The organism is Pantanalinema rosaneae CENA516 (assembly GCF_050753385.1).
GTDB classification, from domain to species: domain Bacteria; phylum Cyanobacteriota; class Cyanobacteriia; order Leptolyngbyales; family Leptolyngbyaceae; genus Pantanalinema; species Pantanalinema rosaneae.
In genome coordinates this window covers 17127-43896 of record NZ_JBLZFZ010000044.1, presented here as the reverse complement: position 1 = coordinate 43896, position 26770 = coordinate 17127, and the positions used below count along the sequence as shown (strand labels likewise).

Here is a 26770-nt window from a genome sequence, read left to right as displayed (position 1 = left end):
TCAAGAAAATTCACTGATTGGCAATTTGTGCAGGTGAATGGACAAGATACTAATAGAAAAAATCGCGCCTCCGATCATCCATCCATTAGATGAAATTGGGATGGTAGCGATCGTTCATGCCACACAGTACGGTTTGGTAGACGGGTGGGTTATTCTCCGGTTCCCCCAATTTATCGAGATCGCTACGAGCAGGAAATAACCTATTGCAGGATGGTCAAAGCCTGAATGATATGCCGTCGTGCTGTTGGGACAACTCATCGGCTCATATTGCCAGAATTGGGCGATCGGGTATCGTTCTCGATCGGTTAAACCTAAAGGCACTGAGTATTCATCCCTAATCGCTGTGATTTGGTTCATGCTTTATCCACAAATCCGTTAAGGCTTCTTCAGAATTGCTGAGGAATCCACCGGAACCAGGGGCGCGGATGATAGGATCGATTAGCCTAATTCCGACCGACTTACTGGGGGATGATCCCGTTATTCTGTTCACGGCGGCTCAGTCGCGATCGATCCTACGGGATGCTCTAAAGTGCGTGAGGAATATTGGTGAGCAATACTGTTCAAATACTGCTGCTTCCTGCATAGCCGAGAGCCGATGGTTAATACTCAAGCACCGCCTACTGTTCGCAAACCGTCCAAAGTTGAGGGCATTAAAGAGCGTAGCCATGCGCTGCGTGAACCCGTTGCCTCCGAACTGCTACTGGATACGACTCATTTCACAGAAGATGCGATCCAGATCCTGAAATTTCATGGGTCCTATCAGCAGGACAATCGCGACAATCGGGTGAAGGGTCAGGAAAAAGACTATCAATTCATGCTGCGTACTCGCAGTCCGGGGGGCTTCATTCCACCGGAGCTTTACCTCACCCTCGATCGCCTCTCGGACGAATACGGTAATCACACGATTCGCGCCACGACCCGCCAGGGTTTTCAGTTACATGGCATTCTCAAAAAGAATTTGAAGGCGACGATCGCGGCGATCGTGCGGAGCATGGGATCGACCCTCGGTGCCTGTGGCGACTTAAATCGCAACGTCATGGCTCCTCCGGCTCCCTTCCGGAATCGCCCCGAGTATGAGTATGCCCGTGAGTATGCCAACCGGGTAGCGGATCTGTTGACTCCCCAAACCGGAGCTTATTACGAAATCTGGTTGGATGGCGAAAAAGCCATTTCGGGGGAAGAACACCCGGATGTGGTAGCTGCGCGGCAACGCAATGGCAACGGGACAATTATTCCCGACTCAGAAGAACCGATTTACGGCACACACTACATGCCCCGCAAGTTTAAGTGTGCGGTGACGGTGCCGGGAGATAACTCGATCGACCTCTACTCCCAGGATCTCAGCCTGGTGGTGATCACCAATGACCAGGGTGAGCTGCAAGGCTTTAATGTCCTGGCGGGTGGCGGTATGGGACGAACTCGTGGTCAGGAAACCACCTTCCCTCGTCTCGCTGACCCGATCGGCTATGTCGATCATGCCGATATTTACGATTTGATCAAGGCGATCGTCGCCACGCAACGGGACTATGGCGATCGTAGCGATCGCCGCCATGCCCGGATGAAGTATCTGATGGAAGACTGGGGAGTAGAGCGATTCCGCGCCAAGGTTGAGGAATATTTTGGCAAGCCGATTCAACCCTACAAATCCCTGCCCGAATTCAAGTATCTGGATTTTCTGGGGTGGCATGAACAGGGCGACGGCAAACTATTTGTCGGTATCTCGATTCACAATGGGCGGGTGAAAGATGATGACACCCTGCAACTGAAGACCGCGCTGAAGGAAATTGTCCAGACCTACAATCTGCCGATGCTGCTCACGGGTAGCCAGGATGTGATTTTGTATGACATTGATCCGGCAAACCGCGATCAAATTCAGCAAATCCTGACTCGCTGTGGGGTCAAGCGTGTGGAGGAGATCGACCCCTTAGTTCGCTACTCGATGGCATGTCCGGCGTTGCCCACCTGTGGATTAGCCACCACTGAATCCGAACGGGCGATTCCCAGCATTCTCGATCGCATTCGGGCATTGCTAGATAAAGTTGGTCTACCGAATGAACACTTTATTATTCGGATGACGGGATGCCCCAATGGCTGTGCCCGTCCCTACCTGGCAGAACTGGCGTTCGTGGGTGATTCGCCCAGTACCTACAACGTCTGGGTCGGCGCGGCTCCCAATCAAACCCGGTTAGCCCAACCGTTTATCGATAAGATGCACATCGATAATTTGGAAACAGTGTTTGAGCCGATTTTTATCTTCTTCAAGCAAGCCCGTCATCCCGGCGAAAGCTTTGGTGACTTCTGCGATCGGGTTGGTCTAGAAGCGGTGCGCGAATTTAAGCCGGAAACCCAAACTGCCACGATCAAAGTATCGGGGGGAAATGCCAGTCGGCATCGGGTTAGCGTCCGCCCAGAACTCTATGCCCGGATGCGAGAAATTGCCATTCGGGAAGGGAAGCCCGTCAGCCAGATTGCCAGTGCGGCGATCGAAGCTTATCTCAGTCAACTGCTTCAGTAAGTGCCTTGCTGCAACGGTTAGTGATTGATCCGGCACAATTGAGTGCCCCTGCGATCGCTCTGACTCCTCCCCAGCAGCATTACCTACTACGGGTGCTGCGGTTAGGACAGGGCGATCGCTTTGTGGCAATGGATGGGCAGGGACAAGCCTGGATTGCCCAATTAAGGCAACCGGATGGCACAGATCGCTGGTTAGCGGAAATTCTGGAGCCTGTAACCGTGGCGACGGAGCTACCGATCTCGGTCACGCTAGTAATGGCATTGCCTAAAGGAAACGGCTTTGACGATGTGGTGCGCCAAGCGACGGAATTAGGGGTGAGTTGTATTGCGCCAGTGATCAGCGATCGCACCTTGCTCAATCCCAGTGCCCAGAAGGTAGAGCGCTGGCGACGGATTGCCCAGGAAGCGGCGGAACAATCGGAACGCCAAATGGTGCCAACCCTTTTAGACCCTGTACCCTTCCGTGTCAGTCTAGAATCCTTCGCGACAGGGACGATCGGCTACTTTTGTGTGACTCGACGATCGTCTCCTCATTTACTCACCTGCTTATCTACTACCCGATCAGAATCTACCTCGACTATAACGATCGCGATCGGAGCCGAAGGCGGCTGGACAGATGCCGAAGTAGACCAGGCGATCGCGGTCGGCTATCAACCCGTCTCTTTGGGGACACGCATTTTACGGGCGGTAACGGCTCCGATCGTCGCATTATCGTTAATTGCCGCCAGTTACGAACTGAGAAGTTAAACAGATTTCGCAGAATTGGGTATACCTAGAGGTATCGCATTCATTACCTGAGTTGTCTCATGCTGGATCAGGTTGCCACTGCCTTTGAGCGGCAGGATTACAAAGCGGCTGCCCGTTTAGTCAAGGAGTTGCTGCACCGATCGCCCCAAGACCCCTGGGTGCAGTTTTACCTGGGCCGGTTGCAGGAAGTCTCCCAACAATGGGAACTGGCTGAAACCACCTATCGCCAGTTATTGCGCCAGACAACTAATCCTAAGTTGGTCACTCAAGTCCGGCAGGGCTTACAGCGATTGGAGCTTGCCCAACAGGAACGACGACAAGCCGCGATCGCCGAGGCAACCTTAGATCCAGCTAACCAACAGCCGGGATGTCTGGTATTGCAAGCGGTAACAGGGGAGTCGAGAACCAAAGCCGTCCAAAATCTTGCCCGCGTGATGAATTTGGATGCCTATAACGCTCGATCGGTGTTACCGGGGCGAGGCTGGCGACTGTATCGCCTGGGCAAAGTGGGTGAATTGCAGGTATATGGGCAGGAATTACAACGGGCGGAAATCCCCGTATTTTGGGCATCTTTGGCGGCAGTGGAAGCAATTCAGGTGTTTCAAGTCAATTACTTGCAAGCGATTTCGCCCCAAGCTACGGTGATTTGCCAGAACGACCTGAATCAACTGGGTTCCCTCACCTTCAACTGGTCAGAGGTGAGCCAACGGGTGGAGGGAATGCTGCCCGTATTTGAGCAAGTGTTGGAACTGGGCTACCGCGATCGCTTAGAGCGGAAAGAACAAACTCAGGACTATAACCATTTCTGTGATCTACATTTACCGAGCAGAAATTGCATCTTGCGGTTACAGGATAGCCGCTATGAATTTCATCAAGGGGGTAAGTGGTTATTAGAGCAACCCGGACGCGATCGCCTGGATAATACCATTCGGCGGAATTGGAATCGCTTAATGGCATTGCTCGATCGCCAATTACCCCAGGGTCCAGTTTGGTCAGAATTCCAGGTATTCGGTGAATCAGCCGCAGACTTTGCCTTACCGTTAAGCCGCCTGAAATCTCATATTCATTTATCCCGCGATCAAGACTGTTACCTGGATCAAGCCTTTCACCTCTATAGCAGCCTGATCTTTTTGCACAACCGTTAGTTAGTTGCATAGTCTTAGCTGGAGGCTGTACTCAGGATCAGCCAACTAAATGCAAATATTGGTTATATCGAGCATGGGAAAATCTAATGAAGTCGCTGGCGTTCCAGGGCATCTGAAATAGCCCCAACCCTATGTAGATGGGAATCAGGGCTGTTAGTATCCCAAAATTGAAATTCAGTGTTGCGAATTGCAAAAAAGTGCCATAAATTGAAATTCAATCGATTTGATTTCAAATTTTAGGGCAATATTGTAATTATGGACAGATCAGCTTTTACAAAGAGTGCCCCTGGAAGGCTTTTGGAAATTTCGGTAGAAAACAGCACAGATTGGGCATTTATCCCTGATCCATTGCCTGATGAGTGGGAGATGCCATCAGATATTTGGACGTTATTGCTTCAGGCGAGGGAGGAGTTAGCTAGGCTAGATGGGGTAGGTAGGTATATGCCAAATTACAACCTACTATTGCGTCCCTTGCAGAGGCGCGAAGCATTGCGGTCATCTAGTTTGGAGGGAACGTATGCTACCCCTCAACAACTTTTACTGTTTGAGATTGAACCTAGAGAGCCAAAGTCAGTTAACGACCCAGTAAATTCTTGGCAGGAGGTTTGGAATTATAACAGAGCATTAGAATTAGCTTTGCACCTGCTGGAAGTAAGACCTCTCAGCCTAAACTTAATACGAGAAATTCATCAGACCCTTTTATCGGGGGTGCGTGGATTCCAAAGGGATCCAGGAAATTTTCGTCGTTCTCAGGTTCATATTGGTTCAGATCGGCGATTTATCCCACCTCCACCCAACGAAGTTATGCCATGTCTATACGATTTAGAAAAGTTTATTCATAAAGAAAAAAATATTGAGCCTCTAATTCTATGTTTTATGGTGCATTACCAATTTGAAACAATCCATCCATTTCTAGACGGAAATGGTCGAGTAGGCAGGCTTTTACTATCGCTAATGATTCATGAGCAGTGTAAACTTAGTAGACCTTGGTTATATCTGAGTGCTTTCTTTGATAAATATAAAGATGAATATATTGATCTTTTGTTTCAATTTAGTACGAAGGGTAATTGGAAAGAATGGGTTGCTTTTTGTCTACGTGGAACGATCGAACAATCAAAAGATGCGCTTAGACGCTTTGATCAGCTCCTTGCACTTCGTAGTCAGTATATGGAATTACTGAATCAAGCAGGTGGTAATATTCGCCTGAATCGTTTGATTGATCACTTATTTGAATCACCAGCTATTACAATTTCGCAGTTTGCAGAAATGTGCGGAATATACTACAACACTGCCCGCGCAGATATCGAACGCTTAGTAAGCGCAAATATTCTTATAGAATCTGATATTCAAGCACGTCCAAAAATTTACTTCGCCTCAAATATTCTGGAAATTGCCTATGGCGATTGATATTGAGTCAACACGATACAGCTTAACAACTTTGTTGGAGTGGGCTGCTATGAGAGCTTGCTTTGTTGGATAGGGTTGAGTAGGAACGGTAGGGACGAAACAGTCAGTAGATGATCTTGGTCATCCGATTGCTCAACTGTGCCTGAATGCTTTGCTGTACCCAGATAGAATAGGTGAAGCTGTTTGCACCAATGCGGAACCCATGACTGTGCCCTCGGAGTTAGAGACTGCTACCCCTTCAGAATCAACCATCCCTCAGGATGAAAGCGCCCGATCGCCCCAGCCTCCTGTCGTAGAGGATGACGACCTGGTGGATGACGTAGAAATGTCGCTGTTTGATCATCTGGAAGAACTGCGGCAACGAATTTTCTATGCCTTGATTGCCGTTGCGGTGGGCATTGTGGTTTGCTTTACGGTGGTCAGACCGATCGTGCAGCTGCTAGAGGCTCCGGCTCAGGGGGTGAAGTTCCTCCAATTGGCACCGGGTGAATACTTTTTTGTGTCGCTGAAAGTGGCGGCGTATAGCGGCATCCTGGTTGCCAGCCCAGTGATTCTGTATCAAATTATTGCGTTTGTTCTACCCGGTTTGACCCGGCGAGAGCGGCGGTTTCTAGCCCCGATCGTCTTTGGTTCCAGCATTCTCTTTGTGGCTGGACTGGCGTTTGCCTATGTGGCGTTAATCCCCGCTGCCTTGAATTTCTTTATTTCCTACGGGGCAGATGTGGTCGAACAACTCTGGTCGATCGATCGCTATTTTGAGTTTGTGCTACTGCTGATGTTCAGTACAGGAATTGCCTTTCAGATTCCGGTGATTCAAATGCTGCTGGGATTATTAGGCATCGTGTCTTCCCAACGGATGCTATCGGGATGGCGTTATGTATTACTGGGAGCGGTAATTTTAGGAGCGGTGTTAACACCTTCGACTGACCCACTGACGCAAAGCTTGTTAGGGGGGGCGGTGTTGGGGCTATATTTTGGTGGAATTGGTTTAGTGAAAGTGTTAGGACGGTGAAGCGATTTCTTCACCCACCTGTAACTCCTGGCAGGCGATCGTATCGGATAACAGAGCGCTGACCGGAGTGCCACTATAAATCTCCAGGTGAGCCGCGATCGGGGCTTCAAACATTAAGCGCTGTCCAGGGAACACTACTCGCTCAAAGTACCAGTCTGGCACATCAGCAATGCGGGCAATCTGAATCTGCCGGGTGGTGTTGATGTAGGCACACAGGGTCAAAGCAGTGCTGTTATGCGTTAAATCGGTAAACAGTGAGGTCATATTTTTAAAGGGTGCTGTTAAACCAGGGTTTGATGAGTAAAATTGCTCAACTTTAGTTTAGAAGAAGATAGAGGGCGTGAACAGTGAAACTTGATACATTTCGCAACATTTCTCTAATTTAGCTAATTTATGACCCTGATTCCTCTCTCCCAGGTTGGTTCGCTGGTGGTGCGGCTGGTCGCTACCGATATGGATGGCACCCTGACGATCGCCGACAAATTTACGCCAGTTCTGCTGCAAGCCCTAGAAACCCTGAGCGCTAAGGGAATCAAGGTCGTGATTGTGACCGGACGATCGGCGGGTTGGGTGAGTGGGTTGGCACATTACCTGCCGATTGCCGGAGCGATCGCGGAAAACGGTGGCATCTATTATCCGACCCACTCCGAGCAACCCAGTTGGTTAGTGACCATTCCCGATATTGGGCAACATCGTCAGCGTTTAGCTGAAGCCTTCTCCAAACTACAAGCCGACTTTCCGCAACTCCAGGAATCGATCGACAATCGCTTTCGTCTCACCGACTGGACATTTGATCTGGGAGGACTGAGTCCGGCGGAACTGCAAGCCATTAGCGATCGCTGTCAGGCTTGGGGCTGGGGATTTACTTACAGCACTGTCCAATGTCACATCAAATTACCGCAACAGAGTAAGGCGGCAGGATTACAGCAGGTATTAGCCCAATGGTTTGCGGATTGTCCCGTGGATCAGGTGGTGACGGTGGGCGATAGCCCCAATGATGAAAGTTTGTTTGATGCCAATCTGTTTCCGGTTTCCGTCGGAGTTGCCAATATTCACCACTATCGCGATCGCCTGACCCATCTGCCCACCTATGTGACGATCGCCCCTGAAGGTCACGGCTTCTGCGAACTAAGTCAGCAGGTATTGAATAGTTAATTTAGAACTCTTGTTTGGGCTTTTGGTCGAGATTTGGGTTTTGTTTTCACCATAATTTCCACATCTTGACCTAAGGTGTTCAAAAAGCGAAATAGGCGCACGATCGAAAAACCTGATAATTTGCCATTCATCAATGCAGAAATTTTGGGTTGATCCACTCCTAAAATTTCTGCGGCTTCAGCTTGAGTCATTTTTTGTTGCGTAATAATGCGGCTGATTGTATGGGCAAGTTCTGCTTGAACCAGTAACTCGTCCGAGTTCTCTAAACCCAGATCAGCAAAAACATTTCCGCTACTGCGCTGAACTTGAATGGATTCTGTCATGGTCTACTCTTCCTGCTGTTGGCTGTAATACTCTGCATAATGGGTTTTAGCTCGTTTAAACCTGGTTTCGATCAATTCAATATCTTGCTTAGGAGTAGTAATACCTTGTTTGGATTTCTTCTGAAACGCATGTAAAACGTAAACGACACCAGCTAGTTTTACTGTGTAAACCGCTCGGTAAGTATCTCCATCAAAATCGTCTATAACTTCAAGAACTCCAGACCCTTTAAATCCCTTGAGTGGCTTGGCGGAAGGATGCTTTTCCCCACATTGAGCCAAGTACAGGGCGTATCCAATTACTTGTCGAACATCCTCTGGAAACTCTTTTAGATCCTCCAGTGAACTACCAATCCATTCAACTGGCTTGAGCAGTGTACCCATGTCTCGAATATGCTAGTTTTAGCATGCTCCTGTCAATCATAACCTGCCTGCAAACTAGCGATGAAGCGCTCCCTAACACAACACGGGTAAAGGCGATCGCTGTAAGACTGCCATATCTTCGTCATCCAGTTCCACGGGAGTGCCACTGCGGATTAATTCGGCGAAGTCTTCATTCGGCACCATAAAACAGAGGGCATAAAGGCGATCGTTGCCAGTGTTGCGAATTTCGTGAATTCCGGTGGGTGGCACGAGAATGCTATCGCCTGCCTGAATCTGTACCGTTTTGCCATCACAGGTGGCTGTGCCTTCACCTTTCAGGACAAAAAACATTTCCACTGCCCACTGGTGGCGATTGGGCGGAGTTTTGCCCCCGACATCAAAAATTTCGACGCACAGGGTCAGCGACATATTCGCAATCTGCGGATCAAACACGATCGCTAACCGATTCGTGTCCTGGGGACTGATGCGGAATGCTTGATAATCTCGCGGCGATTTCACAACCGGAATCACACAGCTTGTCGAGTCCATATCTCTTACTCCTGAACCAGCCTGCCGGAATTTTGTGAACTGAGCGATCGTTGCTTTGCCTATCCTGATCTAGCTGAATGGCACCGAAATCAAACGCTGATTTGCCCCCCAACCCCCAATCCTGGGGGAGCCGACCCTTCAAAGTCCCCCAAAATTGAGGAATTTAGGAGGCGAGGTAGGAGATTTATCCTTAAGTCAGCGCCATTCTGCTATTGCTGGCTTTAAAGTAACATTGCTTGCTGTAATGCTTGGGCATCACTAACAAAGCCGAAACATTGGTTAACGTTGTAAAGTGTCGCTTGCCAGCAATATTCTGGGGAGGTGGTAGCGGTACAGTCTCGCAGCAAAATACAGTCATACCCGAGACAGTTGGCATCCTGCAACGTTACCATCACACATTGATCGGCATTGACTCCGGCAAATAACAGAGTGGTTTTGCCCAAATTTCTGAGAATACTGTCTAAGGGGGTATCCCAGAAGCCGCTCATGCGATATTTGTCTACCCGGATATCCTCTGGTGCAGGGGGAAGTTCATCCACGATCGCCGCTGCCCAACTGCCTGCCATCAAGACCGGAGCCTGATTTTTCGGGAGCGGATCGCCTAACCCAATCCCCTCTCCTGTGGGATTATACACATGTCGCACTGCCGCACTGATATTTAACAAATCGGGGCGATTACCCCAATTCAGCCAGATTACGGGAACTTGCTGCGATCGCAATATCGGTAATAAAGCCTGCAAGGGGGCGATCGGTTGGCGGGCTGGGGTCACATCCACACCAATATGAGCCAACCACCCATCCGGATGACAAAAATCATTCTGCATATCGATCACCAGGAGGGCAGTTTTTGCCAGATCCAGGCGCAACGTTTTAGTATCGGTCGGCAGTGTAATCGATCGGGGTGGCAGGGCAGGACGGGTAATATCCGCGATCGTCTCATTTACCATCCAGGCATTCGGCGGAGTTCCTAACGGCTTTAAAGAAGGATGACTCATGCTTAGGCTTTCAATACTCGTTTGGCAGAGGCAAGCAGGTGTCGGCGATCGCTTAACCCGTTATACCCGCCATTAATGATCTCAGTAATTTTGTGAACATCATCGCGATCGGCATCCCGATTTAGCTTGCGACTATCCCAGTACCATCCAGCACTGCGACAGGCAAGATCCGGATCCGCTAACCGTTTGGGATTTTTGATCAGATCAACGCCCAACGCCCGACCGCATTCGCCGTAATTGGTGCGACCGGTGACTTGAATTAATCCCCGTCCTTTAAACCGAACACCATCGCCCGGAAACACATTGCCTAGATCCAACCGCCACTCGTAATCTGAGCCAGAGGCATATTCTTCTAAGGCGCGAAAGCGATCGGATTCATGGGCGATTTGAGCGAGAAAATGGGCTTGTCGTCGGGGAGTCGTAATCCCAAACTCAATCATGGTGCGGTTAAGTTGCGGCACTAACAGTTTGACCGTACTGGCAGGGGCACCTGAAGCGATCGCCAGCAAGTCATCCACCGCCAACAGATTGAACTTAGCCGGGGGAAAGAGGCTGGCATAGGGCTGTTTATCTGCCGGACGTTGGGGTAACTGCGTCAGTGATCGAATTAGATCATCGACTAAATGATCAATTTCGTTACCGTCTCCCTCCAACTTCATCATCAATTCTTGCAGGCGTTCCACAGCTTTTTGGCGACCTGCATAGACATCTTTCACGCCAAAGATGCCTGTATAGGCAGTGCGATCGGCAGGACGGGCAGGAAGTTGGCTGAGTTTGCGGATCAAATCATCTACTTTGTCATCATTGGCTGAGGTCGCCCCCTGCAACTTGGACAATAGCTCTATCAACCGATAGAAGGCTTGAATTCTCCAAATAGCAAGTTGGCTCATACAATGGTTCTCCCAGCGGCTAGATCACAGATATGTAAACCAGGATGTCGGATTTATTATCTCCGCAAATCCTAGCGATCGATGACAACAACCAGGACTCTCTAAATTCCGGACTAGTGCAAAAGATAGCAACATTGAACCTGTCTAGAATATGGTCAGAGCCCTCTGTTATGTCAACTAATGACTTACCCTGCCGAATCTCTAAACATCCGTTCTGTCCGCCGACATCATGATCCCTCCACATTATGGATCACAGTGCTGGCAGGGTCGTTGGCAATTCATTTATTTCTGCTCCTGGCACTCCGGGCGTATTGGTCATCCATCAAAGTCCAGCCTCAATCCTCTGAAATTACTTTAGAGTTTGTGGAATCCCCTGCCGCCGATACCGCACCTATTGCCCCCACGATCGCCGCCCCCACCGAGCCACCCAATCCGGAGGCGATCGCTCCTGAACCAACTGCCTCCGAGTCAGCACCCGAAACCGAGGTTCCTATCTCTACCACCGTTCCTTTCGCCGCCCCTAATAACGCCCCTGAATTTGCCGAGCCACCTCCTACCGCGATTGCTCCCCCCGCTCAACCTGCCCCTCAGCCAACCTCTCGCGTCCAGCCGCCTGCTCCCTTGCCCCGCAATCCGGCTCCAGTGCCCCAACCCTCGGTTGCCTCTACGATTCCTCCCCGATCGAATCCGGTTCCTCCCGCACGACCGAATCCGCCTACGACCGCCCCACCTCCCCTGGCTCCGGCTCCCTCCAATGAACCGATCGCCTCGGGGCAAATTTTGCCGCCTGTGCCGGACATCTCTCGCGACATTGATCCCACCACCCAGCCCACGATCGCCGCGACTGACCCTACCACTTCCACCGATCCGAGTGCAGTGGCAACGGGACAAGGGACAGGTTTAAAGCTAACCGCAGGTTCCCTCGTGCGGGTGAATACCCAAAAGGATATTCTGACGACTCAGCAGGGGGTTCCCGATCAGGAAGCAACTCTGTTAAGCGATCGTCCCGTAGACGAAACAGCCGTGTATCCTCCAACTGTGGGATTAAATCTGGGAAAACCCGTCAAGCTCTGGGTTTTAGTGAACCAGCAGGGCAAGGCTGAACAGGTAGAAGTGCGGCGATCGAGTGGCATTCCCGAATATGACGATTGGGCTAAACAACTGGGTCGGCAATTACAATTCCAGCCAGCCTCTCAGGCGGGTCAACCCGTGGCGAGCGAAGTGGAGATTGAGGTGAGTCTGGAACCGCTGTAAGGATTTTTTTGAAAAAAAGCCGATCGCACTCCACATCGCTCCATAAAATGTGTTACTTTAATTTATGCCTCGGTAAACACGCCGTTTACCTGAATGAATCTGCCTTGCGGGCATAGTTTAGTGGTAAAACCATAGCCTTCCAAGCTATTGATCCGAGTTCGATTCTCGGTGCCCGCTTAAAAGATAGATAAAACCCCTAAAGTTATTACGCTTCAGGGGTTTTAAGTTGTATGGGCTAGCCCTGTTGAATCGTCCGATCGCGCTAAAATCTCGGTCAAGTTTGGAGACTTTTCGGTAAGTTTGGGTGTAGCTTGGGTGTAAACTGGGTATAACGAACAAACGTACTAACAGGGCTTGCTCATGTACTCGAAAACCCCGTCTGGTAAGAATCCTAAAGGAACGGTTTCAGTTATTACCTCTAATGGACGGTTACAGCTTCGATTCAAGTGACCACTGTTCATCAAACTAAGCGGGCACTGACACAACTTAACTCCGCTTGCGAATGGGCAGTCAAGCATAAGCTGATTGACTCAAATCCTTATCAAGGCATGGCTAAGGAAATGCCTAAGTACCGTTATCAGTTAGAGCCTAGACCTGATGCCTTTACAGAAGAAGAGCGCGATCGCATCATTGAGGCATTCAAGAACCATCGAGGTAACTGGAATGGTAGGGGATATACGGGAATCAGCTATGCTCACTACAGTTCTTTTGTTGAATTTCTGTTTTTAACGGGTTGTCGTCCCTCAGAAGCGATCGGACTTCAATGGAAACATATTACTGATGACAATGGCTTTATCCAATTTGAAGGCTCTGTAACAACTTCAGGGAATGGAACACCAGTAAGGGTTTCGGGATCAAAAAACAATCAGAAACGTCGCTTTCCTTGTTCAGAACGGTTGCGACAACTATTGCGATCGATTAGGTCTGAGCGACTGAATCCAGAAGCGTTAGTATTTCCTAGCCCAAAGGGTAAGTTCATCATTTATAACAATTTCTGCAACAATGCTTGGAATCGAATTGTTGACCCGATAAAACCCGATACAACACCTTACGCTTGCAGAGATACGTTTATTACGACCCAAATTCTTAAAGGGGTTCCTGAGTCAGTCATTGCTAAGTGGTGCGATACCAGCGTTCAAATGATTCAAACCTATTATGCTGACTATCTAAAACTGCTGAGCTTACGTCCGGTAGATTAGGATGTGGGTTAGTAGTAAGTCCATAGAAACTATCAATGCTTGATCTTTAATGAAATGATGCCAATTTAATCAAACTTGGAATTTAAAACTGGTTCTAATGAAATCAATGTTTGTCTATAATGTCAAGGTTGCAGCTATAAGGTCATAGCTATTTTGTCGCAAACGAGTCTTGATAATTAATGGTTGGTTGAGCTAATAGATAGCGCACCGTTTCGTCAGTGACTTGAGAAAAATCGTCGTACCAAATGCCGATCGCATAAAGTGCTTCTGGTTTGAATAAACAAATTACTTCATCAACTTCTGAGCGTAATTGATCACAGGCTGCGGGTGGGGCAACTGGAATCGCCACAATGAGTTGGGCTGGCTGCTGGGGTTTGAGGACAGAGATCGCTGCCCGGATGGTTGAACCAGTGGCAATGCCATCATCGACTAAAATCACGATCCGATCGCGAATGTTGGGTTGGGCACGATCGCCACGATACACACGATCGCGACGCTGAAGTTCTTTCAACTCTTTAGCGGCTACCGCATCGATCGTTTTGCTGGTAATTCCTAACCAACTAATCACATCGTAATTTAACACTCGCACTCCACCCGCTGCGATCGCGCCCATTGCCAGTTCCTGATGCCCTGGAACTCCCAATTTCCGCACTAAGCAGAGGTCTAAAGGCGCATTTAAGAGTTTGGCAACTTCATAAGCAACTGGAATCCCACCCCGAGGCAACCCTAAGACCAGGACATCGGGACGATTGGCATAGGAGATCAGCCGCGCCGCCAGTTGTTGTCCTGCTTCGGTACGATTCTGAAAGTGAGCATAGTGAATATGCATGGCTCTCCTCCTGATGGTGGCTCGATCGCAACCGTGTGATCAGACCTGTGGGCTTGAGGATAACTAAGTACCCCCAAACCCACAGGGATTCAATCCGTTAGCTGACGTTAACCTTTACCACAGTGCGTTGTTCTGATTCAACTTTAGGTAACATCAGCATCAACATGCCGTTCTTACATTCCGCCTGGACTTTGTCCGGTTGGATAGCGGCGGGTAGGGGAATGCGCCGCTCAAATTTACCGTAGTGGAATTCCGATCGCACGACTCCTTTCGCGGCTGTTTTCGATTCCGATTGACGTTCACCTTTAATCACAATTGAGGCTTCGGTGACTTGGACATCTAAATCCTTCGCTTCCATCCCTGGCACTTCTAATCTCAGGTGAATGGCATCGTCAGTTTCCTCCATTTCGGCAGCCGGAATAAAGGTGAGCGATCGAATCTCACCATTCCCCGTTGGTAGGAGTCGGTCAAACAAGCGATTCATTTCTTGTTGCAGCCGTTCAATCCCACGAAATGGCTCCCAATGGGGTAAGGGTTCCCAATGGGTCAATTCTTCCAGAGGATCACGATGGATGATTGCCATAACAGTTTCCTCCATATACCTGCGAAGGCTAATCAACCTCTTTGTCAAGTTGATTACTCCTAAACAAACAATTCAGCTGATTAGTGAGAGTACAGTGATAGATCAACCTCCAAACCATTGAACTACGAACCTTGGCTGATTCTGAAGGCTTCACCACTCAGGATATTGGTAGTTGATGCGATCGACAAACAGATTGTTATTGGACACAGCGCGTCCTGAATGATGAATTGTTCAGAACTGAAGCATCAATGTTGCAATTCGCAAATTTCTCTGATCAATGAAGAGCTTTGATCAACGATTGAATCTATTCTATTGATACTTTGATGCTAGATCACCCGAGCGAGTCTGAGCATACCTGTTGATAACTCTCAACACAGGTGGCTAAATTCGCTGTTTGAATCATTGATCACGCAACTGTGATCGAGGAGCAAAATCTAATCCGCTATAACGCTGAAGTGAAGGCACTATCTTTTTTTACCTGCCAAGCTGTCTGGTTGCCTAGCTTACCTGCCTTCACAAACACCCAACAGCCTCGCTGAAACGACTCACTCCCTTTAGCGCAGCTTGGTTGTACCCCAATCAACTGCTGAATTTCTGTACTGGTCAAGATCCAGTGTTCGACATTCGCCCGTTCCAATATCTCCATATACCAGAGTGGATTCGTCGGTGGCTGGGCGGGAGGCGCGATCGTTTCGCTGAGTTGGGTTAAGGCGGTGGCGATCGTGGCTAAATGACGATTGATCTGCTCATAAATGGCTATATCGGGTGCGGCTGAAGCTGGGGGCGGTTTCTCCTGAGTTAAGCTGCTGGCTGGTGGCTTCGCTGAAGGCGCTGACTGGGGCTGGGGTGGAGTCTGCACAACTTCCCCGGATAATTCTGCCCAGGGATCGTCGTCTTCAGGGGTTGATGGCATGGATGAGGGAATGGCGGTTTGAGTGGAAGCGGATTGTTCCTGGGGAGGTGATGGTGGGGCTACATCTGTAGGCTGAGGATGGTTGGGTTCTGGGTCTTGTTTGAAAGTGGGTTGGAAGTTGTGTTGCTGTAACCAAAGGTGATTGACTGCCATTGCCCAATGTTGCAGGTAGTTGGCGGCTTCGCGATCGCCGTTCGTTGCCAGTTGGGTCGCCACCTGCTGCATCATCTGCACTAATCCCGGTTCAATCAGTTCTGGATTTGCCTTCAGTAACTCGTTTTCAGCGCCTTGAGGACACTCTAACAGGGCTTTGATTAGTTCCAGATATGCCTGAGCATGGTCGTCGTCGTTGCTCGATCGCGGCACCGTTTGAGCCACAAACAAATGATGGATCTGTCCGGCTAAATTGTGGAGAAATTTGGCTTCTTTAAGATTGTTTTGGTGAGCAAGTTGAGCCGCTACTTGTTCCATCACTTGCACGAGTTCGGGAGTAACTAAGGCTTCGTGCTGACGTAAGAGAATCCATTCTTCCCCACTGGGACAGGCGAGTAGCTTTTGGATCAGTTGGATGTAAGCCTGAAGGCGTTGTTGGTTCATACGAGCAAAGGCTCCCCAGCGTGATAACGCTACTTCCATCCTGCGCTGAAACTCAGTCAAATGGTGGATAAATTCATGAATTGTAGGGTCGGATGACTCTTGGTTGATCACGCCTGAATGAAGTCCAGTTACCATCCAAAACAAATTGGCGAACCTTGCCCCTCGCTGACTCAGTTCGTCAATTTGTTCCCTGTCCTCCTACTGCTTGGATGTCACCCCTCGCTGACTTCACCCAATCAGTGGAGGAAATTAAATTTTCCAAGGTCTCCTCCTTGACCATGCTAAATGTACAGAGGTTTCACAGATGATGTAACGTGATCCACCGATAGCTGCCTCTTGCTAGATCCTTGTTTGGTCTGACTTCTGGTGGGAAGTGTCACCACTGTTGCCTATACGATGGTTCTCTGTGATTCCATCTATATAATAACAAAAATATTATCCTAATCAGGACAGATTTAAAACTTGTTTCAAACTGCTCAATATGGAGTATTGCACCAATTAAAACACCTCATTTTGCTGATCATGAAGCAAGCTAATTTTAATGACTCAATGATTTACATTCATCTGTTATGTTTCACTCCTGATTGATTTCAGGTAAACAATAAAATTAGGGAGACGATCGCGGATCCACAGAAGTTCTGCTGCCAGCCCACTATGTGTTACGGCAAAGAGGATAATTATGTTCGAGAACATCCTGGTGGCGATCGATCGTTCCACAACCAGTCGGCAGGGATTTGAAGCGGCGCTTCCCCTTGCCAAAGTTACTGGAGCTAAATTGCTCCTGCTACATATCCTGACCTTAGACGATCAGGAGAGTCCCCACATGCCAGCGTTGTTGGGGAAGGATTTTTACCAGGCAAAGCATTGTTACAAGCCTTAGTTGATGAAGCGATCGCCAATGGGGTTTCAACCCAGTTTGTCCAGGGGGTCGGCAGTGCTGGGTCTTTGATCTGTGAGTTTGCTCGCCAAGTGGAGGCTGACCTGATTATTCTCGGTCGTCACGGCTATTCCAGTTTAAATGAGTTTTTCCTGGGCAGTGTCAGTCACTATGTGCTACATCATGCGCCCTGTTCTGTCCTGGTAATTCACTGTCATGCCAGGTTATTGAGAGCCTCCTCTCATCATACTGAAGTAACTCTATCCGATAAATATCAGGGGTCTTTCCCATTAGACCAAGGTCTTTCGCTCACCCAATCTTGAGATGGTCAGGGTCAATGGATCGATCGCCCTTTCCCCCTACAGCTTTTACCATCGAGCGATCGTCTCCAGATCACAGTCAAGGTTGAGGGCAAGGCGGCAGATTTGGGTATAGCTGGAGAGTAAATACCATAGCAGGAGGATGGCAGCTACCAAATTTGTTACTCTAAATTCCTGAAGGTAGGTGATTTGGTCTGTGTAGCATGATTGGGGGATCTATAACAAAGTAGGGTGCGATCGCGATCGGGGCTGGGCATTCTTGATTAATGCAACTGGCAATACAGGTGCTGGAAACCGGATGAGATTAGATGACGCTGCTGCAAGAACTACCTGGTACGACTCACCGGGTCGCCGGTTGGCATTGGTGATTGGGGCACCCGCCCTGGCTCAGGTATTGGGGAGTGCCTTCAACATTTGGTACAACTTCGCCTACATCCAGCCACTACTGACTCCAGTGCAACTGTCGGTGTTTTTGCTCACGGTAATGATCTTTAATGCCGTGATTTATCCGACCGGGATGGCACTCTGGATTTGGAGTGTTTGGTCACTCAAGCGACCCCTAACGCAAGTTTATCGTCATCAAGCGATCGCGCCCGATCGGTTACTGTGTGCCCGACAACGCACGATTAACTTACCCTGGTGGGGAATTACGATCGCGGGTAGCTTGTGGTTGTTATGTATTCCGGTCTTCTTATTAGCGCTTTCCTTCGCACCGGGCAGCTTACATCCCCAATTATTCTGGGATCTGCCGATTTCGTTCATTATCTCCGCCCTGATTGCCACCACCCATAGCTTCTTTGCCATTGAATTATTGACCCAAAAGTTGCTGTATCCGGTGCTGTTTTCCGATATTCAGCCCTATAAGATTCCGGGAACCTTGCCCCTATCCCTGCGCTGGCGGGGACTGGTGCTAGCATTTTGTGGCAGTATTTGCCCGATCGCCTCATTGCTGTTGCTGATGATTGCCCCCCATGCCTGTACCTTGAAAGATACCTGGTTTGCGATCACCGTTGGGGGACTGGGCATTGCCTTTAGCCTGCTGAGTACCTGGATGGTGGGGCAACTGGTGGTCGAGCCGATTCGGGAATTGCAACGAGTCGCCACTGCTGTAGCCAGCGAGAATTTGCAGATTCGCATCCATTCGCTCCATGCCGATGAATTTGGCTCGTTGATTGAAGAAGTGAATCACATGATCGACGAGTTGCAGGAAAAGCAGGTGTTGCAAGAGACCTTTGGTCGGCATGTGGGCGAACGGGCAGTGGTGCAGATTCTTCAGCGTGATCCCAGCCTGGGCGGTATTGAGCAAGAACTAACCGTATTATTTGCTGACCTGCGAAATTTCACCCGCCGTTGTGCCACCCAACCACCGCAGGACATTGTCATGTTACTCAACCTGTTTCTGACGGAAATGGTGGATATTGTGGAGCAGCGCTATGGCGGCATGGTGAATAAGTTTCTGGGGGATGGCTTTATGGCGTTGTTTGGGGTGGGGGATGCGGCCAATGGACATCCATCTCAGGCAACCGCCGCCGGATTAGAGATGTTGCATAGCCTGAAGAAAATTAATCAACATCTAGCTACCCAGGGTCAAGCGCCTCTGGACATGGGCATCGGGATTCACACGGGCATTGCCGTTGTGGGCAGTATTGGCTCCAGTCGGCGGTTAGAATACACGGCGATCGGGGATACGGTGAATGTCGCGGCTCGGGTGGAGTCCTTAACGAAGGAGGTGGGCGAACCCCTGTTGCTGACCGTGGCTACTCAGCAAGCCCTGTCTGCCGACTTTGTGACGGAGCCGCTCCCACCCCAATTTGTTAAAGGACAGCCCAATGCCTTAAAGATCTACCGGATCGTGCCGCCTTCGGCTTAATGCTATATGTATGCACAAGTTAAGCTGGGCTTCGTTTAAGCTCTCTGTGCCCCCTAAATCCCCCAATGCTGGGGGACTTTGAATCCTAAGTTCCCCCCAGCATTGGGGGGCTAGGGGGGCAAAATGCAAGAGCTTGAGGTGGTTAAGAAAATCTGTGCAACCCTCGGCCTAATCGGCATCACTGGATTTATGGTGTTCCACGTCCACCGTCATATACACATTGCCCCGGGGATTAAAATTGCCTTTGATCTTGATTGATAAGGGATCACAGGCGGCGATGAAATCATCCAGAATCTGATTCACCACTTCCTCATGGGAAATGTAGCGATCGCGGTAGCTATTGATATACAGCTTCAATGCTTTTAATTCCACCACCCGTTGATCGGGGACGTAGGTAATCTCGATCGTCGCGAAGTCGGGATAACCAGAGAAGGGACACTTGCAGGTAAACTCCGGTAGGGTGACATGGATATCATAGCGTCGTCCAACTCGGGGGTTAGGGAAGGTAATTAATTGTCCTTCCGCGATCAAGCGTTCGCCATATTTCACCTCGGATTCCGAGATGCCAGGGTTTGCGGCGGTCGATTGAGGAGGGGATTGCGTCATAGTGAGTTTCGCACCAGAAAGGGTCAAAATGTGATCAAATGGGCTTGTGCCAACCTCTCGATCTTAAGCAGCTTGAGGTGATTTGGATAGATGTAATAGTTCGTTACATTGCAGTACAGTAGAGCAGTCACCTATCCCTAACCGCTGATGCTAACTGCCCTCTTATTTGACCTGGATGGCACCCTTGCCGATACTGACCCAATTCACTTTCAAACCTGGCAAGCCGTGTTACAGGAGTACGGGCTAGAGATCGATCGCCCGTTTTATCAGGCGAATTTCAGTGGTCGGTTGAATGCCGCGATTATCCAAGACTTGTTACCTCACCTATCTCCAGCGGCGGGAGAGGCATTGGGTCTATACAAGGAAGCCGAATTCCGGCGGCGAGCTACGCAAGGACTCCAACGATTGCCAGGACTGACGGAGTTGATCACCTGGGCAAACGATCGCGCCCTCAACCAAGCTGTGGTCACGAACGCCCCGATCGCCAATGCCAAATTTATGTTGCAAGTCCTGGGCTTGGTGGAGCAGTTCCCAACCGTGATTCTGGGGGAGGAACTGGAACGGGGGAAGCCTGACCCCATGCCCTATCAAGTGGCGTTAGAACAACTGGGAGTGACAGCCGCTACCGCCTTAGCCTTTGAAGATTCACCTTCGGGCATCCGGTCTGCTGTAGGCGCAGGGATTACCACAGTCGGGATTGCCACCACCCATTCCCCCCAAGAACTGTATGAGATCGGCGCCACCTTAGTCATCCCCGACTTTGCCGATCCCCGATTAATGGAATTGCTCCAGCGATCGCTGCAACCGACGCTAACGACCTCAGCCGCCCTTTAAGCGACGCAACAACCAGTCCAGGCGAGTTCGGGCAAGGCTAACGCTATCTTTCGCGTCCTGCCCTAGCTCATCTTCGGGCAATTCTACCTCCATCTCTTCGTCCCCACTGGCACTGAGTTGTTTCACGGTCACTCGTAGACGATTGGAGAGGAAAATTGCCAAAGCACAATAAAATCGGGAGGCAAATGCCTTATCCTGGCGCAGCTTTAGGGCTAACTGGGGTCTGGGAATCGCTAGAACGATCGCGTTTTCCTTCGCTGTTACGGTTGCCGAGGGGGGACGGGTATCGATAAACGACATTTCCCCCACAATCTCGCCACTGGATAGGACGGCAATTTCGCGATCGTTGGTCGCTGCCGTTGTGACACTTAACGTGCCTTCCAGCAGAATGTATAGCGCGGCGATGGGTTGTCCTTCATGGATTAGCACTGTTCCAGCGGGAATTTCCTCACGGTTGCCAGTCTCTAACATCCAATCGATGTCATCATCATCAAGTTCGCCCAAGATGAACAGTACTTTTTGCATGCTCGTATCCTTCGCCTCCTACCCCCACGCTAACTGAAATCGCTGCCGAGGCACCGTGACTTCATTCCTTTGTACCTGAAATTTTGCTTTCCTGACTGTAATTTCAGAGGAAAGTCTGTCAGATCAGGTCGGGACTTGATCATAGCGAGGATTCCACCAGTTGGCGCACGAGGGCAGCAATTTGGTGAGCGCTATCTGGGATGGCAAGCTGTTTGGCGTGTTGTGCCATATCCTGCAACTTTTGGGCGGTTGCCCCGGTGTTGCCGCGATCGGGCTGGAGGAGTTGCAATACTTGGGTGGTCAGGATCTCTGAGCTTAAGTGAGCTTGCTGGAACATCAAGGCGGCTCCGGCATTGGCAAACACCTTGGCGTTATAGGTTTGATGGTCTTCTGCCGCGAATGGGTAAGGAATCAGAATCGAAGGAGTACCAGTGATTGCCAGCTCCGTTAGGGTTCCGGCTCCGGCGCGACTGATCACCAGATCGGCACGTTGCAACAATCCCGCCATATTGTTATAGAACGGGAGCGGCACGTAGTGGGGATGCTGGAACGACTTGGCATCGGGGTCATTTTCCCCGGTCTGATGCACAATCCAAATGCCCTGGTCTAACCAGGTGGGAGCACACTGCCGAATTAATTGATTCACGCCGACTGCCCCCTGACTACCACCCACGACTGCCAACAGTGGCACATCAGCCGGAACGGGTAAATCCGGGAGTTCCCTACGGTCAGTGAAGAACTGCGATCGTACCGGAGTCCCCACATAAAAGGTTTGTTTGGCGCGGGGCAGATATTGGGTGGTAATCTCAAATCCGATCGCCACCAGGCTACATAAGGGACTGAGTAAGCGGGTGACTTTCCCTGGTAAGGCATTGGATTCATGCAAAATTACGGGTAGACCGAGCGATCGCGCAGCTAGAACGGCAGGAGCCGCAATATAACCACCTGTGGTAAAGACCGCCTGGAATTTACCCCGCTTGAGAATCTGGCGCACCCGCAGAATCGATCGCAGCAGCTTCCATGCCACCCGGATCATGTCTAATCCCCGCTTCTGGAAGCCTTCCACTGGAACGGTCAGCAAGGGATATTGGTCAGGCACAAGCTGATTTTCCAGGCGATCAGGAACCCCCAACCATTCAATTTGGTAGTCTGGCAATTGTTCGGCGACCGCCAGGGCAGGAAAGACATGTCCACCTGTACCACTGGCAGCAATCAATAGCCGGGGAGGCATTTTTTGAGCTATGATCGCCCCGGATTTTGCGAACAGACTAGAATCAGATACATCACTCACGGGTCATCTCTCAGATGTTAGATCTGGAACCATTTGCAGATCCTACCGCAAACCCTTTAACCACACGCAGCGGTCGCGGTTGATTGTTTGAGTTCATTGCCCACTCCCGTTTACAGGTTACTTTATGCAAAAGTCACGCTTTTACCTGCCGATCGTCCGCCGCCTAGGGACATCTCGATTCACCCAGCCGTTACTGATTCCACGGCACTGGCAGGTTAACCTGTTTGCCTGGAGCATGGCACTGGCGATCGTCGGGGGTCTTCAGGTGCAACGGGTGAGTGCCGATAGCCCTGATACGGCTCCAGCCGCCTTAAAAAATGTCTTGGCACAAATTGATACTGCGGCGAACAATCGCAACCTCCGAGAAGTGCTGGGGTTCTATAGCCCCAACTTTACGCACTCGGACGGGCTCACGCCGAAGATGATGGAGCAGTCCTTAAGCCAACTCTGGCAGCGCTATGCCAATCTGAAATATCAGACGGAGTTAGTCTCCTGGAAAGCAGAGGGCAACGGGATCGTGGCAGAAACGGTGACTCGGTTGACGGGAACTCAGAAAGTGGGCGATCGCACCTTTACCCTGACCTCTGAGTTACGGGCACAGCAACGGTTTGAAGGGCAAAAAATTGTGCAACAACGGGTTTTAGGGGAACGCAGCAAAATTACCTCTGGCGACAAACCTCCGACCGTTCTCCTGACCTTACCGGATCAAGTCAAAGCGGGGCAGGAATTTGCCTTTGATGCGATCGTGCAGGAACCCCTAGGCGAAGATTTACTGTTAGGCGCGGCATTAGAGGAGCCGATTAAACCCTCGGGCTATATGAATCCCACGGCGGTGTCTTTGGAGCCCCTTTCGGCAGGTGGCATCTTTAAACTGGGTCGGGCACCAACCCAACCCGATAACCGCTGGATCTCTGCGGTGATTGTCCGGCATGATGGCATGACGATGATAACGCAACGGCTACAGGTGGTCGATCGCAATCAACCGGCTAAAACCACCAACTAACGATCATTGAGATTACCGCATTGCCGCAGGACAGGGAGATGCAGACCAGAATCTACCCTGTTCTGCCGTTGAGTGACTGGCGACTAAGATCACCTGACCGTCTTTGTCTACCAACCACCGATCGGCTTCTACGATCGCTTCAGATGGAGGGACGATGAGGACTTGATTTCTGGATGGGTTGGGCTGATCTACTGCTTGAGTGCTGCTTACTTCTACCCAATTTGTGATGGCTTCCCGACTCCGTAGTGGTTCAAAGGGGCTTTCGGGTAATCCACCCCGTCCTGTAATGGTAAATGAACCACCGTCAGCCTGCCCTCTGGGCGCACAACTTCGATCAATCTGCTGAGAAGGATCGACCAAGCCGACGGGTAATGGCTGTAAGCCCCGACTGGGATCGATATCGGGAGTATTGAGGGTGACGATCCCACTATTGCCAAATTGGGAACTGGCAGTAATATCGCTAAACGGGGTAAGTCGCGATCGGAACTCTAACCCATAAATGCCCTGAGCAGTGATGGTAACTTTGCCTCCATTGCCGGTAAAGGCATTAGCTGTGATATCACTGTTTTCTGCTTTCAGCCCAATGATGAAGCCTTTCGGTGCATTAATGGTAATGTTGCCACCATTGCCACCGCCCTCTGCTACCCCTGCGGTTGCTGAAATGAGGCTACCTCGCCGCATCAATAATAGCTCACGGATATTGAGGGTGATGTTACCACCATCGACTGCTGTAGAAATGGCACTAATGACTCCTTGATGATCCAGATACAGTTGCGGGGTCGTAATCACTACATTTCCTGCCTGACTGGCGGAGAATGACGCAATAAAAATGCCAGTGGAAACCTGTCCATTTGCACTCACGCCATCGATCGTCAGGCGATCGTGGGCAGTAATTGATACGTTTCCGGCGTTGCCCTGACCCAGCGTGGTGGCAGAAATTTGGGCTCCATTGGTAATCGTGCTTGCTCTAGTCTGGATGGTGACATCACCCCCTCTCCCAACTCCGGTTGATTCAACTTGGCTACCGATCGCACTACTGGTTTGACCGTTGCGAGTTGTGCCATCCAGGGTCAGCACATCAGCCACAATCTGCACCTGACCGGCGTTGCCCTGACCAAAGGTGCTAGCTGAGATTTGCGCTCCATTCGTAATGGTGAGGCTGTTTGTACCTACGCGGATATCTCCGCCTGTCCCAGTTCCTGACAAATTTACTTGGCTGAAGATCCCACTGTTGCCACGATCGTCAGGGGTTGTGCCATCTAGTGTGATGGCATTAGCGCTAACTTGCACATTACCTGCGTCACCCTGACCAAAGGTGCTGGCAGAGATTTGTGCCCCATTGGCGATCGTGAGGCTATTGGTTTGTACTGTAATATCCCCGCCAGTACCGATTCCTGTCGGGTCAACCTGATTGAAGATGCCACTGCGGCTTTTGTTATTCGGGGCATTGCCGCTCAAGGTAATGGTATCGGCGGTGATTTGTACTTTGCCCGCATTACCTCTACCAAAGGTACTTGCGGAGATTAGAGATCCACTGGTTAGCTCTAATCTACTCACAGCCAGTTCGATATTGCCCGCATCGCCAGTTCCGATCGTGTCGGCTTTAATGACTGCACCATTGGTCATGGATAACTGCTTGGATGCTTCCACCCGAATAGTGCCAGCGTTGCCCTGAGCAAACAAATTTGATGAGCCGATGCTACTGTCGTCTAGTGAAATGATTGGGGCTTGCAATAAAATCCTGCCACCATTACCAGTTCCTATTACACCAGACAAAGAACCGACTGCGCTGAGGATGCCACTCGTAGTGCCAGCCATATTCCTACCAGAAAAAGTAATCGATTCAGTAGCTTGAACAGTGACATCTCCGGCATTCCCTACACCCATACTGACGGAACCAATCACTGACCCATTTGCCAGCTCTACCCGTTGTCCTAAAACAGTAATCTGTCCACCATCACCGCGATCTAAAGCCGTACTATTTAGTTGGCTACCATTCGACAACCGAACCGTTCCGGTTGCATTCACCATGATGTTTCCGGCTGGACTACTGCCAGCACCTGGCTCTGAATCAGTATTAGTGATGATGGCGCTGCCATCTGCAAGCGTAAGATTTTGACCATACAGGGACACCCGACCACCACTCGTCAGACTACCCATTTGGGATTGATTGGTTAGGGAAATATTCGCTCGGGCAGAATTGCCTAGATCACTTAATTGCAGCCGATTACCAGTTTGGGTAAATGCAATGCGACCTGCGGCGGCGACTCCTGCCAACTCGATTCCCTGTCCTAATGTGAGGACGATCGACTGATCAACCAAGATATCGCCACCGACTAAGGTCAGGTCAGTGAAATCATCTCGGACACCAGCAGATAGAAATGCGTCTTGTATCCGAATTGCCCTGGGTGACGATCCAAACTGTAAGCCGATCGGCACACTAATTGTCAACAATGGAGTTGGATCATCGGCGCTGAAAAATGTTCCATCCTGGAATAACATACGTTCTGCGGTTGTTGCCAGAAATGATCCTCCATTCAATAGGCTGGCATTAGGACCAAAGATAATGCCATTGGGATTTAGTAGGAAAAAATTAGTTGGAACAAACTCTGTGAAGCCAGGATCGATGGTTGCGATCGTCCCATTAATATTGGAGATAAATCGATCGCCTCGTCCAGTGACGCGGACAACGACATTTTGAATAGCAGATGGAGTAATAAAGGCAGCAGTATCTCTATTGGGTAGAGAAAACTGACGGAAGCTATGAAAGAGATTGCTGCCTCGGTTCGTTCCATCAGTAATCACACAGAAGCCTGTGCAAGGAACCGTCAGTTCTCCATTGACTTGAGTTCCCAAACTACCATCACCAGCAATCTGTGCTTGAACAGGTTGAGGAATCAGCGCCGTAATAACAACGCTAACACCAGCAAGGTAGCGTGGTAGATTCGGGGGCATGATGGTTTACAACAGAG

27 protein-coding genes and 1 tRNA gene are annotated in these 26770 nt (G+C 50.1%); 15 read left to right on the top strand and 13 right to left on the bottom strand.

Annotated features, from left to right (window positions below):
• Window positions 1-203 precede the first annotated feature (203 nt).
• From ACN4EK_RS22275 to tatC, 6 genes are all read left to right on the top strand, one after another.
• A complete protein-coding gene (locus ACN4EK_RS22275; RefSeq protein WP_431660492.1) occupies window positions 204-338 on the top strand; it encodes a hypothetical protein in 135 nt (44 codons plus the stop codon).
• A gap of 257 nt (window positions 339-595) precedes the next feature.
• Complete coding sequence (sir, locus tag ACN4EK_RS22270; RefSeq protein ID WP_431660490.1) at window positions 596-2515, top strand: sulfite reductase, ferredoxin dependent; 1920 nt, start codon at window positions 596-598, stop codon at window positions 2513-2515.
• A gap of 5 nt (window positions 2516-2520) precedes the next feature.
• Window positions 2521-3261, top strand: a complete 741-nt coding sequence (locus tag ACN4EK_RS22265; protein ID WP_431660488.1) for a 16S rRNA (uracil(1498)-N(3))-methyltransferase — start codon at window positions 2521-2523, stop codon at window positions 3259-3261.
• A 59-nt stretch (window positions 3262-3320) separates the two neighbouring features.
• On the top strand, window positions 3321-4406 hold the full coding sequence (locus tag ACN4EK_RS22260) for a tetratricopeptide repeat protein (RefSeq protein ID WP_431660486.1): 1086 nt from the start codon (window positions 3321-3323) through the stop codon (window positions 4404-4406).
• Window positions 4407-4703: 297 nt separating this feature from the next.
• The gene (locus ACN4EK_RS22255) at window positions 4704-5813 is read left to right on the top strand and encodes a Fic family protein (RefSeq protein ID WP_431660484.1); all 1110 of its coding nucleotides are present in this window, start codon (window positions 4704-4706) and stop codon (window positions 5811-5813) included.
• A gap of 202 nt (window positions 5814-6015) precedes the next feature.
• Entirely contained in the window at window positions 6016-6825 is an 810-nt protein-coding gene (tatC, locus tag ACN4EK_RS22250) for a twin-arginine translocase subunit TatC (protein ID WP_431660483.1), read from the top strand.
• Here tatC and ACN4EK_RS22245 read toward each other — a convergent pair.
• Complete coding sequence (locus ACN4EK_RS22245) at window positions 6814-7089, bottom strand: DUF1830 domain-containing protein (RefSeq protein ID WP_431660481.1); 276 nt, start codon at window positions 7087-7089, stop codon at window positions 6814-6816. The genes tatC and ACN4EK_RS22245 overlap by 12 nt on opposite strands.
• Before the next feature lie 129 nt (window positions 7090-7218).
• Here ACN4EK_RS22245 and ACN4EK_RS22240 point away from each other — a divergent pair, with 129 nt between their 5' ends.
• The gene (locus tag ACN4EK_RS22240) at window positions 7219-7980 is read left to right on the top strand and encodes an HAD family hydrolase (RefSeq protein ID WP_431660479.1); all 762 of its coding nucleotides are present in this window, start codon (window positions 7219-7221) and stop codon (window positions 7978-7980) included.
• On the opposite strand, the gene ACN4EK_RS22235 is transcribed toward ACN4EK_RS22240, so the two are convergent.
• The 5 genes from ACN4EK_RS22235 to ACN4EK_RS22215 form a co-directional block, all read right to left on the bottom strand.
• On the bottom strand, window positions 7977-8303 hold the full coding sequence (locus ACN4EK_RS22235; protein ID WP_431660477.1) for a helix-turn-helix domain-containing protein: 327 nt from the start codon (window positions 8301-8303) through the stop codon (window positions 7977-7979). The two genes, ACN4EK_RS22240 and ACN4EK_RS22235, sit on opposite strands and share 4 nt — an antisense overlap.
• A gap of 3 nt (window positions 8304-8306) precedes the next feature.
• Window positions 8307-8684 (bottom strand): type II toxin-antitoxin system RelE/ParE family toxin, encoded by a 378-nt coding sequence (locus ACN4EK_RS22230; RefSeq protein WP_431660475.1) that lies wholly within the window; start codon window positions 8682-8684, stop codon window positions 8307-8309.
• A 72-nt stretch (window positions 8685-8756) separates the two neighbouring features.
• Window positions 8757-9212, bottom strand: coding sequence for a cupin domain-containing protein (locus ACN4EK_RS22225; protein ID WP_431660473.1), 456 nt, complete (start codon window positions 9210-9212; stop codon window positions 8757-8759).
• Window positions 9213-9433: 221 nt separating this feature from the next.
• A complete protein-coding gene (locus tag ACN4EK_RS22220) occupies window positions 9434-10207 on the bottom strand; it encodes a cysteine hydrolase family protein (RefSeq protein ID WP_431660471.1) in 774 nt (257 codons plus the stop codon).
• Between the two features lie 2 nt (window positions 10208-10209).
• Window positions 10210-11097 (bottom strand): glycoside hydrolase family 19 protein, encoded by an 888-nt coding sequence (locus ACN4EK_RS22215; RefSeq protein ID WP_431660470.1) that lies wholly within the window; start codon window positions 11095-11097, stop codon window positions 10210-10212.
• A 180-nt stretch (window positions 11098-11277) separates the two neighbouring features.
• On the opposite strand from ACN4EK_RS22215, the gene ACN4EK_RS22210 reads away from it, so the two are divergent.
• From ACN4EK_RS22210 to ACN4EK_RS22200, 3 genes are all read left to right on the top strand, one after another.
• Window positions 11278-12351: an energy transducer TonB gene (locus ACN4EK_RS22210; RefSeq protein ID WP_431660468.1), complete on the top strand. Its 1074-nt coding sequence runs from the start codon at window positions 11278-11280 to the stop codon at window positions 12349-12351.
• Between the two features lie 106 nt (window positions 12352-12457).
• Window positions 12458-12528, top strand: a tRNA-Gly gene (locus ACN4EK_RS22205).
• Window positions 12529-12797: 269 nt separating this feature from the next.
• Window positions 12798-13550 (top strand): tyrosine-type recombinase/integrase, encoded by a 753-nt coding sequence (locus tag ACN4EK_RS22200; protein WP_431660466.1) that lies wholly within the window; start codon window positions 12798-12800, stop codon window positions 13548-13550.
• Window positions 13551-13698: 148 nt separating this feature from the next.
• On the opposite strand, the gene ACN4EK_RS22195 is transcribed toward ACN4EK_RS22200, so the two are convergent.
• The 3 genes from ACN4EK_RS22195 to ACN4EK_RS22185 all read right to left on the bottom strand — a co-directional run bounded on the left by ACN4EK_RS22195 (window position 13699) and on the right by ACN4EK_RS22185 (window position 16472).
• Entirely contained in the window at window positions 13699-14379 is a 681-nt protein-coding gene (locus ACN4EK_RS22195) for a phosphoribosyltransferase (protein WP_431660465.1), read from the bottom strand.
• A gap of 97 nt (window positions 14380-14476) precedes the next feature.
• Window positions 14477-14962, bottom strand: coding sequence for an Hsp20/alpha crystallin family protein (locus tag ACN4EK_RS22190; protein ID WP_431660463.1), 486 nt, complete (start codon window positions 14960-14962; stop codon window positions 14477-14479).
• 442 nt (window positions 14963-15404) lie between these two features.
• Complete coding sequence (locus ACN4EK_RS22185; protein ID WP_431660462.1) at window positions 15405-16472, bottom strand: hypothetical protein; 1068 nt, start codon at window positions 16470-16472, stop codon at window positions 15405-15407.
• Window positions 16473-17151: 679 nt separating this feature from the next.
• Here ACN4EK_RS22185 and ACN4EK_RS22180 point away from each other — a divergent pair.
• The 3 genes from ACN4EK_RS22180 (at window position 17152) to ACN4EK_RS22170 (ending at window position 19539) form a co-directional block, all read left to right on the top strand.
• Entirely contained in the window at window positions 17152-17352 is a 201-nt protein-coding gene (locus ACN4EK_RS22180) for a universal stress protein (protein ID WP_431660460.1), read from the top strand.
• On the top strand, window positions 17337-17672 hold the full coding sequence (locus tag ACN4EK_RS22175; RefSeq protein WP_431660458.1) for a universal stress protein: 336 nt from the start codon (window positions 17337-17339) through the stop codon (window positions 17670-17672). The genes ACN4EK_RS22180 and ACN4EK_RS22175 overlap by 16 nt, the downstream gene beginning before the upstream one ends.
• 295 nt (window positions 17673-17967) lie before the next feature.
• Entirely contained in the window at window positions 17968-19539 is a 1572-nt protein-coding gene (locus ACN4EK_RS22170) for an adenylate/guanylate cyclase domain-containing protein (RefSeq protein ID WP_431660456.1), read from the top strand.
• 168 nt (window positions 19540-19707) lie between these two features.
• Here ACN4EK_RS22170 and queF read toward each other — a convergent pair whose 3' ends face one another.
• Complete coding sequence (queF, locus tag ACN4EK_RS22165) at window positions 19708-20145, bottom strand: preQ(1) synthase (protein WP_431660455.1); 438 nt, start codon at window positions 20143-20145, stop codon at window positions 19708-19710.
• A gap of 147 nt (window positions 20146-20292) precedes the next feature.
• Between queF and ACN4EK_RS22160 the strand changes: the two genes are divergently transcribed.
• Window positions 20293-20979 carry an HAD family hydrolase gene (locus tag ACN4EK_RS22160; RefSeq protein WP_431660454.1) on the top strand — a complete coding sequence of 229 codons (687 nt, stop codon included), beginning with the start codon at window positions 20293-20295 and terminating at the stop codon, window positions 20977-20979.
• Here the strand turns inward: ACN4EK_RS22160 and ACN4EK_RS22155 are convergent.
• Both ACN4EK_RS22155 and murG read right to left on the bottom strand, forming a co-directional pair.
• The gene (locus ACN4EK_RS22155; RefSeq protein WP_431660452.1) at window positions 20965-21504 is read right to left on the bottom strand and encodes a cyclic nucleotide-binding domain-containing protein; all 540 of its coding nucleotides are present in this window, start codon (window positions 21502-21504) and stop codon (window positions 20965-20967) included. The genes ACN4EK_RS22160 and ACN4EK_RS22155 overlap by 15 nt on opposite strands.
• A 139-nt stretch (window positions 21505-21643) precedes the next feature.
• Window positions 21644-22795: an undecaprenyldiphospho-muramoylpentapeptide beta-N-acetylglucosaminyltransferase gene (murG, locus tag ACN4EK_RS22150; protein ID WP_431660451.1), complete on the bottom strand. Its 1152-nt coding sequence runs from the start codon at window positions 22793-22795 to the stop codon at window positions 21644-21646.
• A gap of 124 nt (window positions 22796-22919) precedes the next feature.
• On the opposite strand from murG, the gene ACN4EK_RS22145 reads away from it, so the two are divergent.
• On the top strand, window positions 22920-23798 hold the full coding sequence (locus ACN4EK_RS22145) for a nuclear transport factor 2 family protein (RefSeq protein ID WP_431660449.1): 879 nt from the start codon (window positions 22920-22922) through the stop codon (window positions 23796-23798).
• 12 nt (window positions 23799-23810) lie between these two features.
• Here the strand turns inward: ACN4EK_RS22145 and ACN4EK_RS22140 are convergent, their stop codons facing one another.
• Window positions 23811-26753 (bottom strand): two-partner secretion domain-containing protein, encoded by a 2943-nt coding sequence (locus tag ACN4EK_RS22140; RefSeq protein ID WP_431660448.1) that lies wholly within the window; start codon window positions 26751-26753, stop codon window positions 23811-23813.
• Window positions 26754-26770 lie beyond the last annotated feature (17 nt).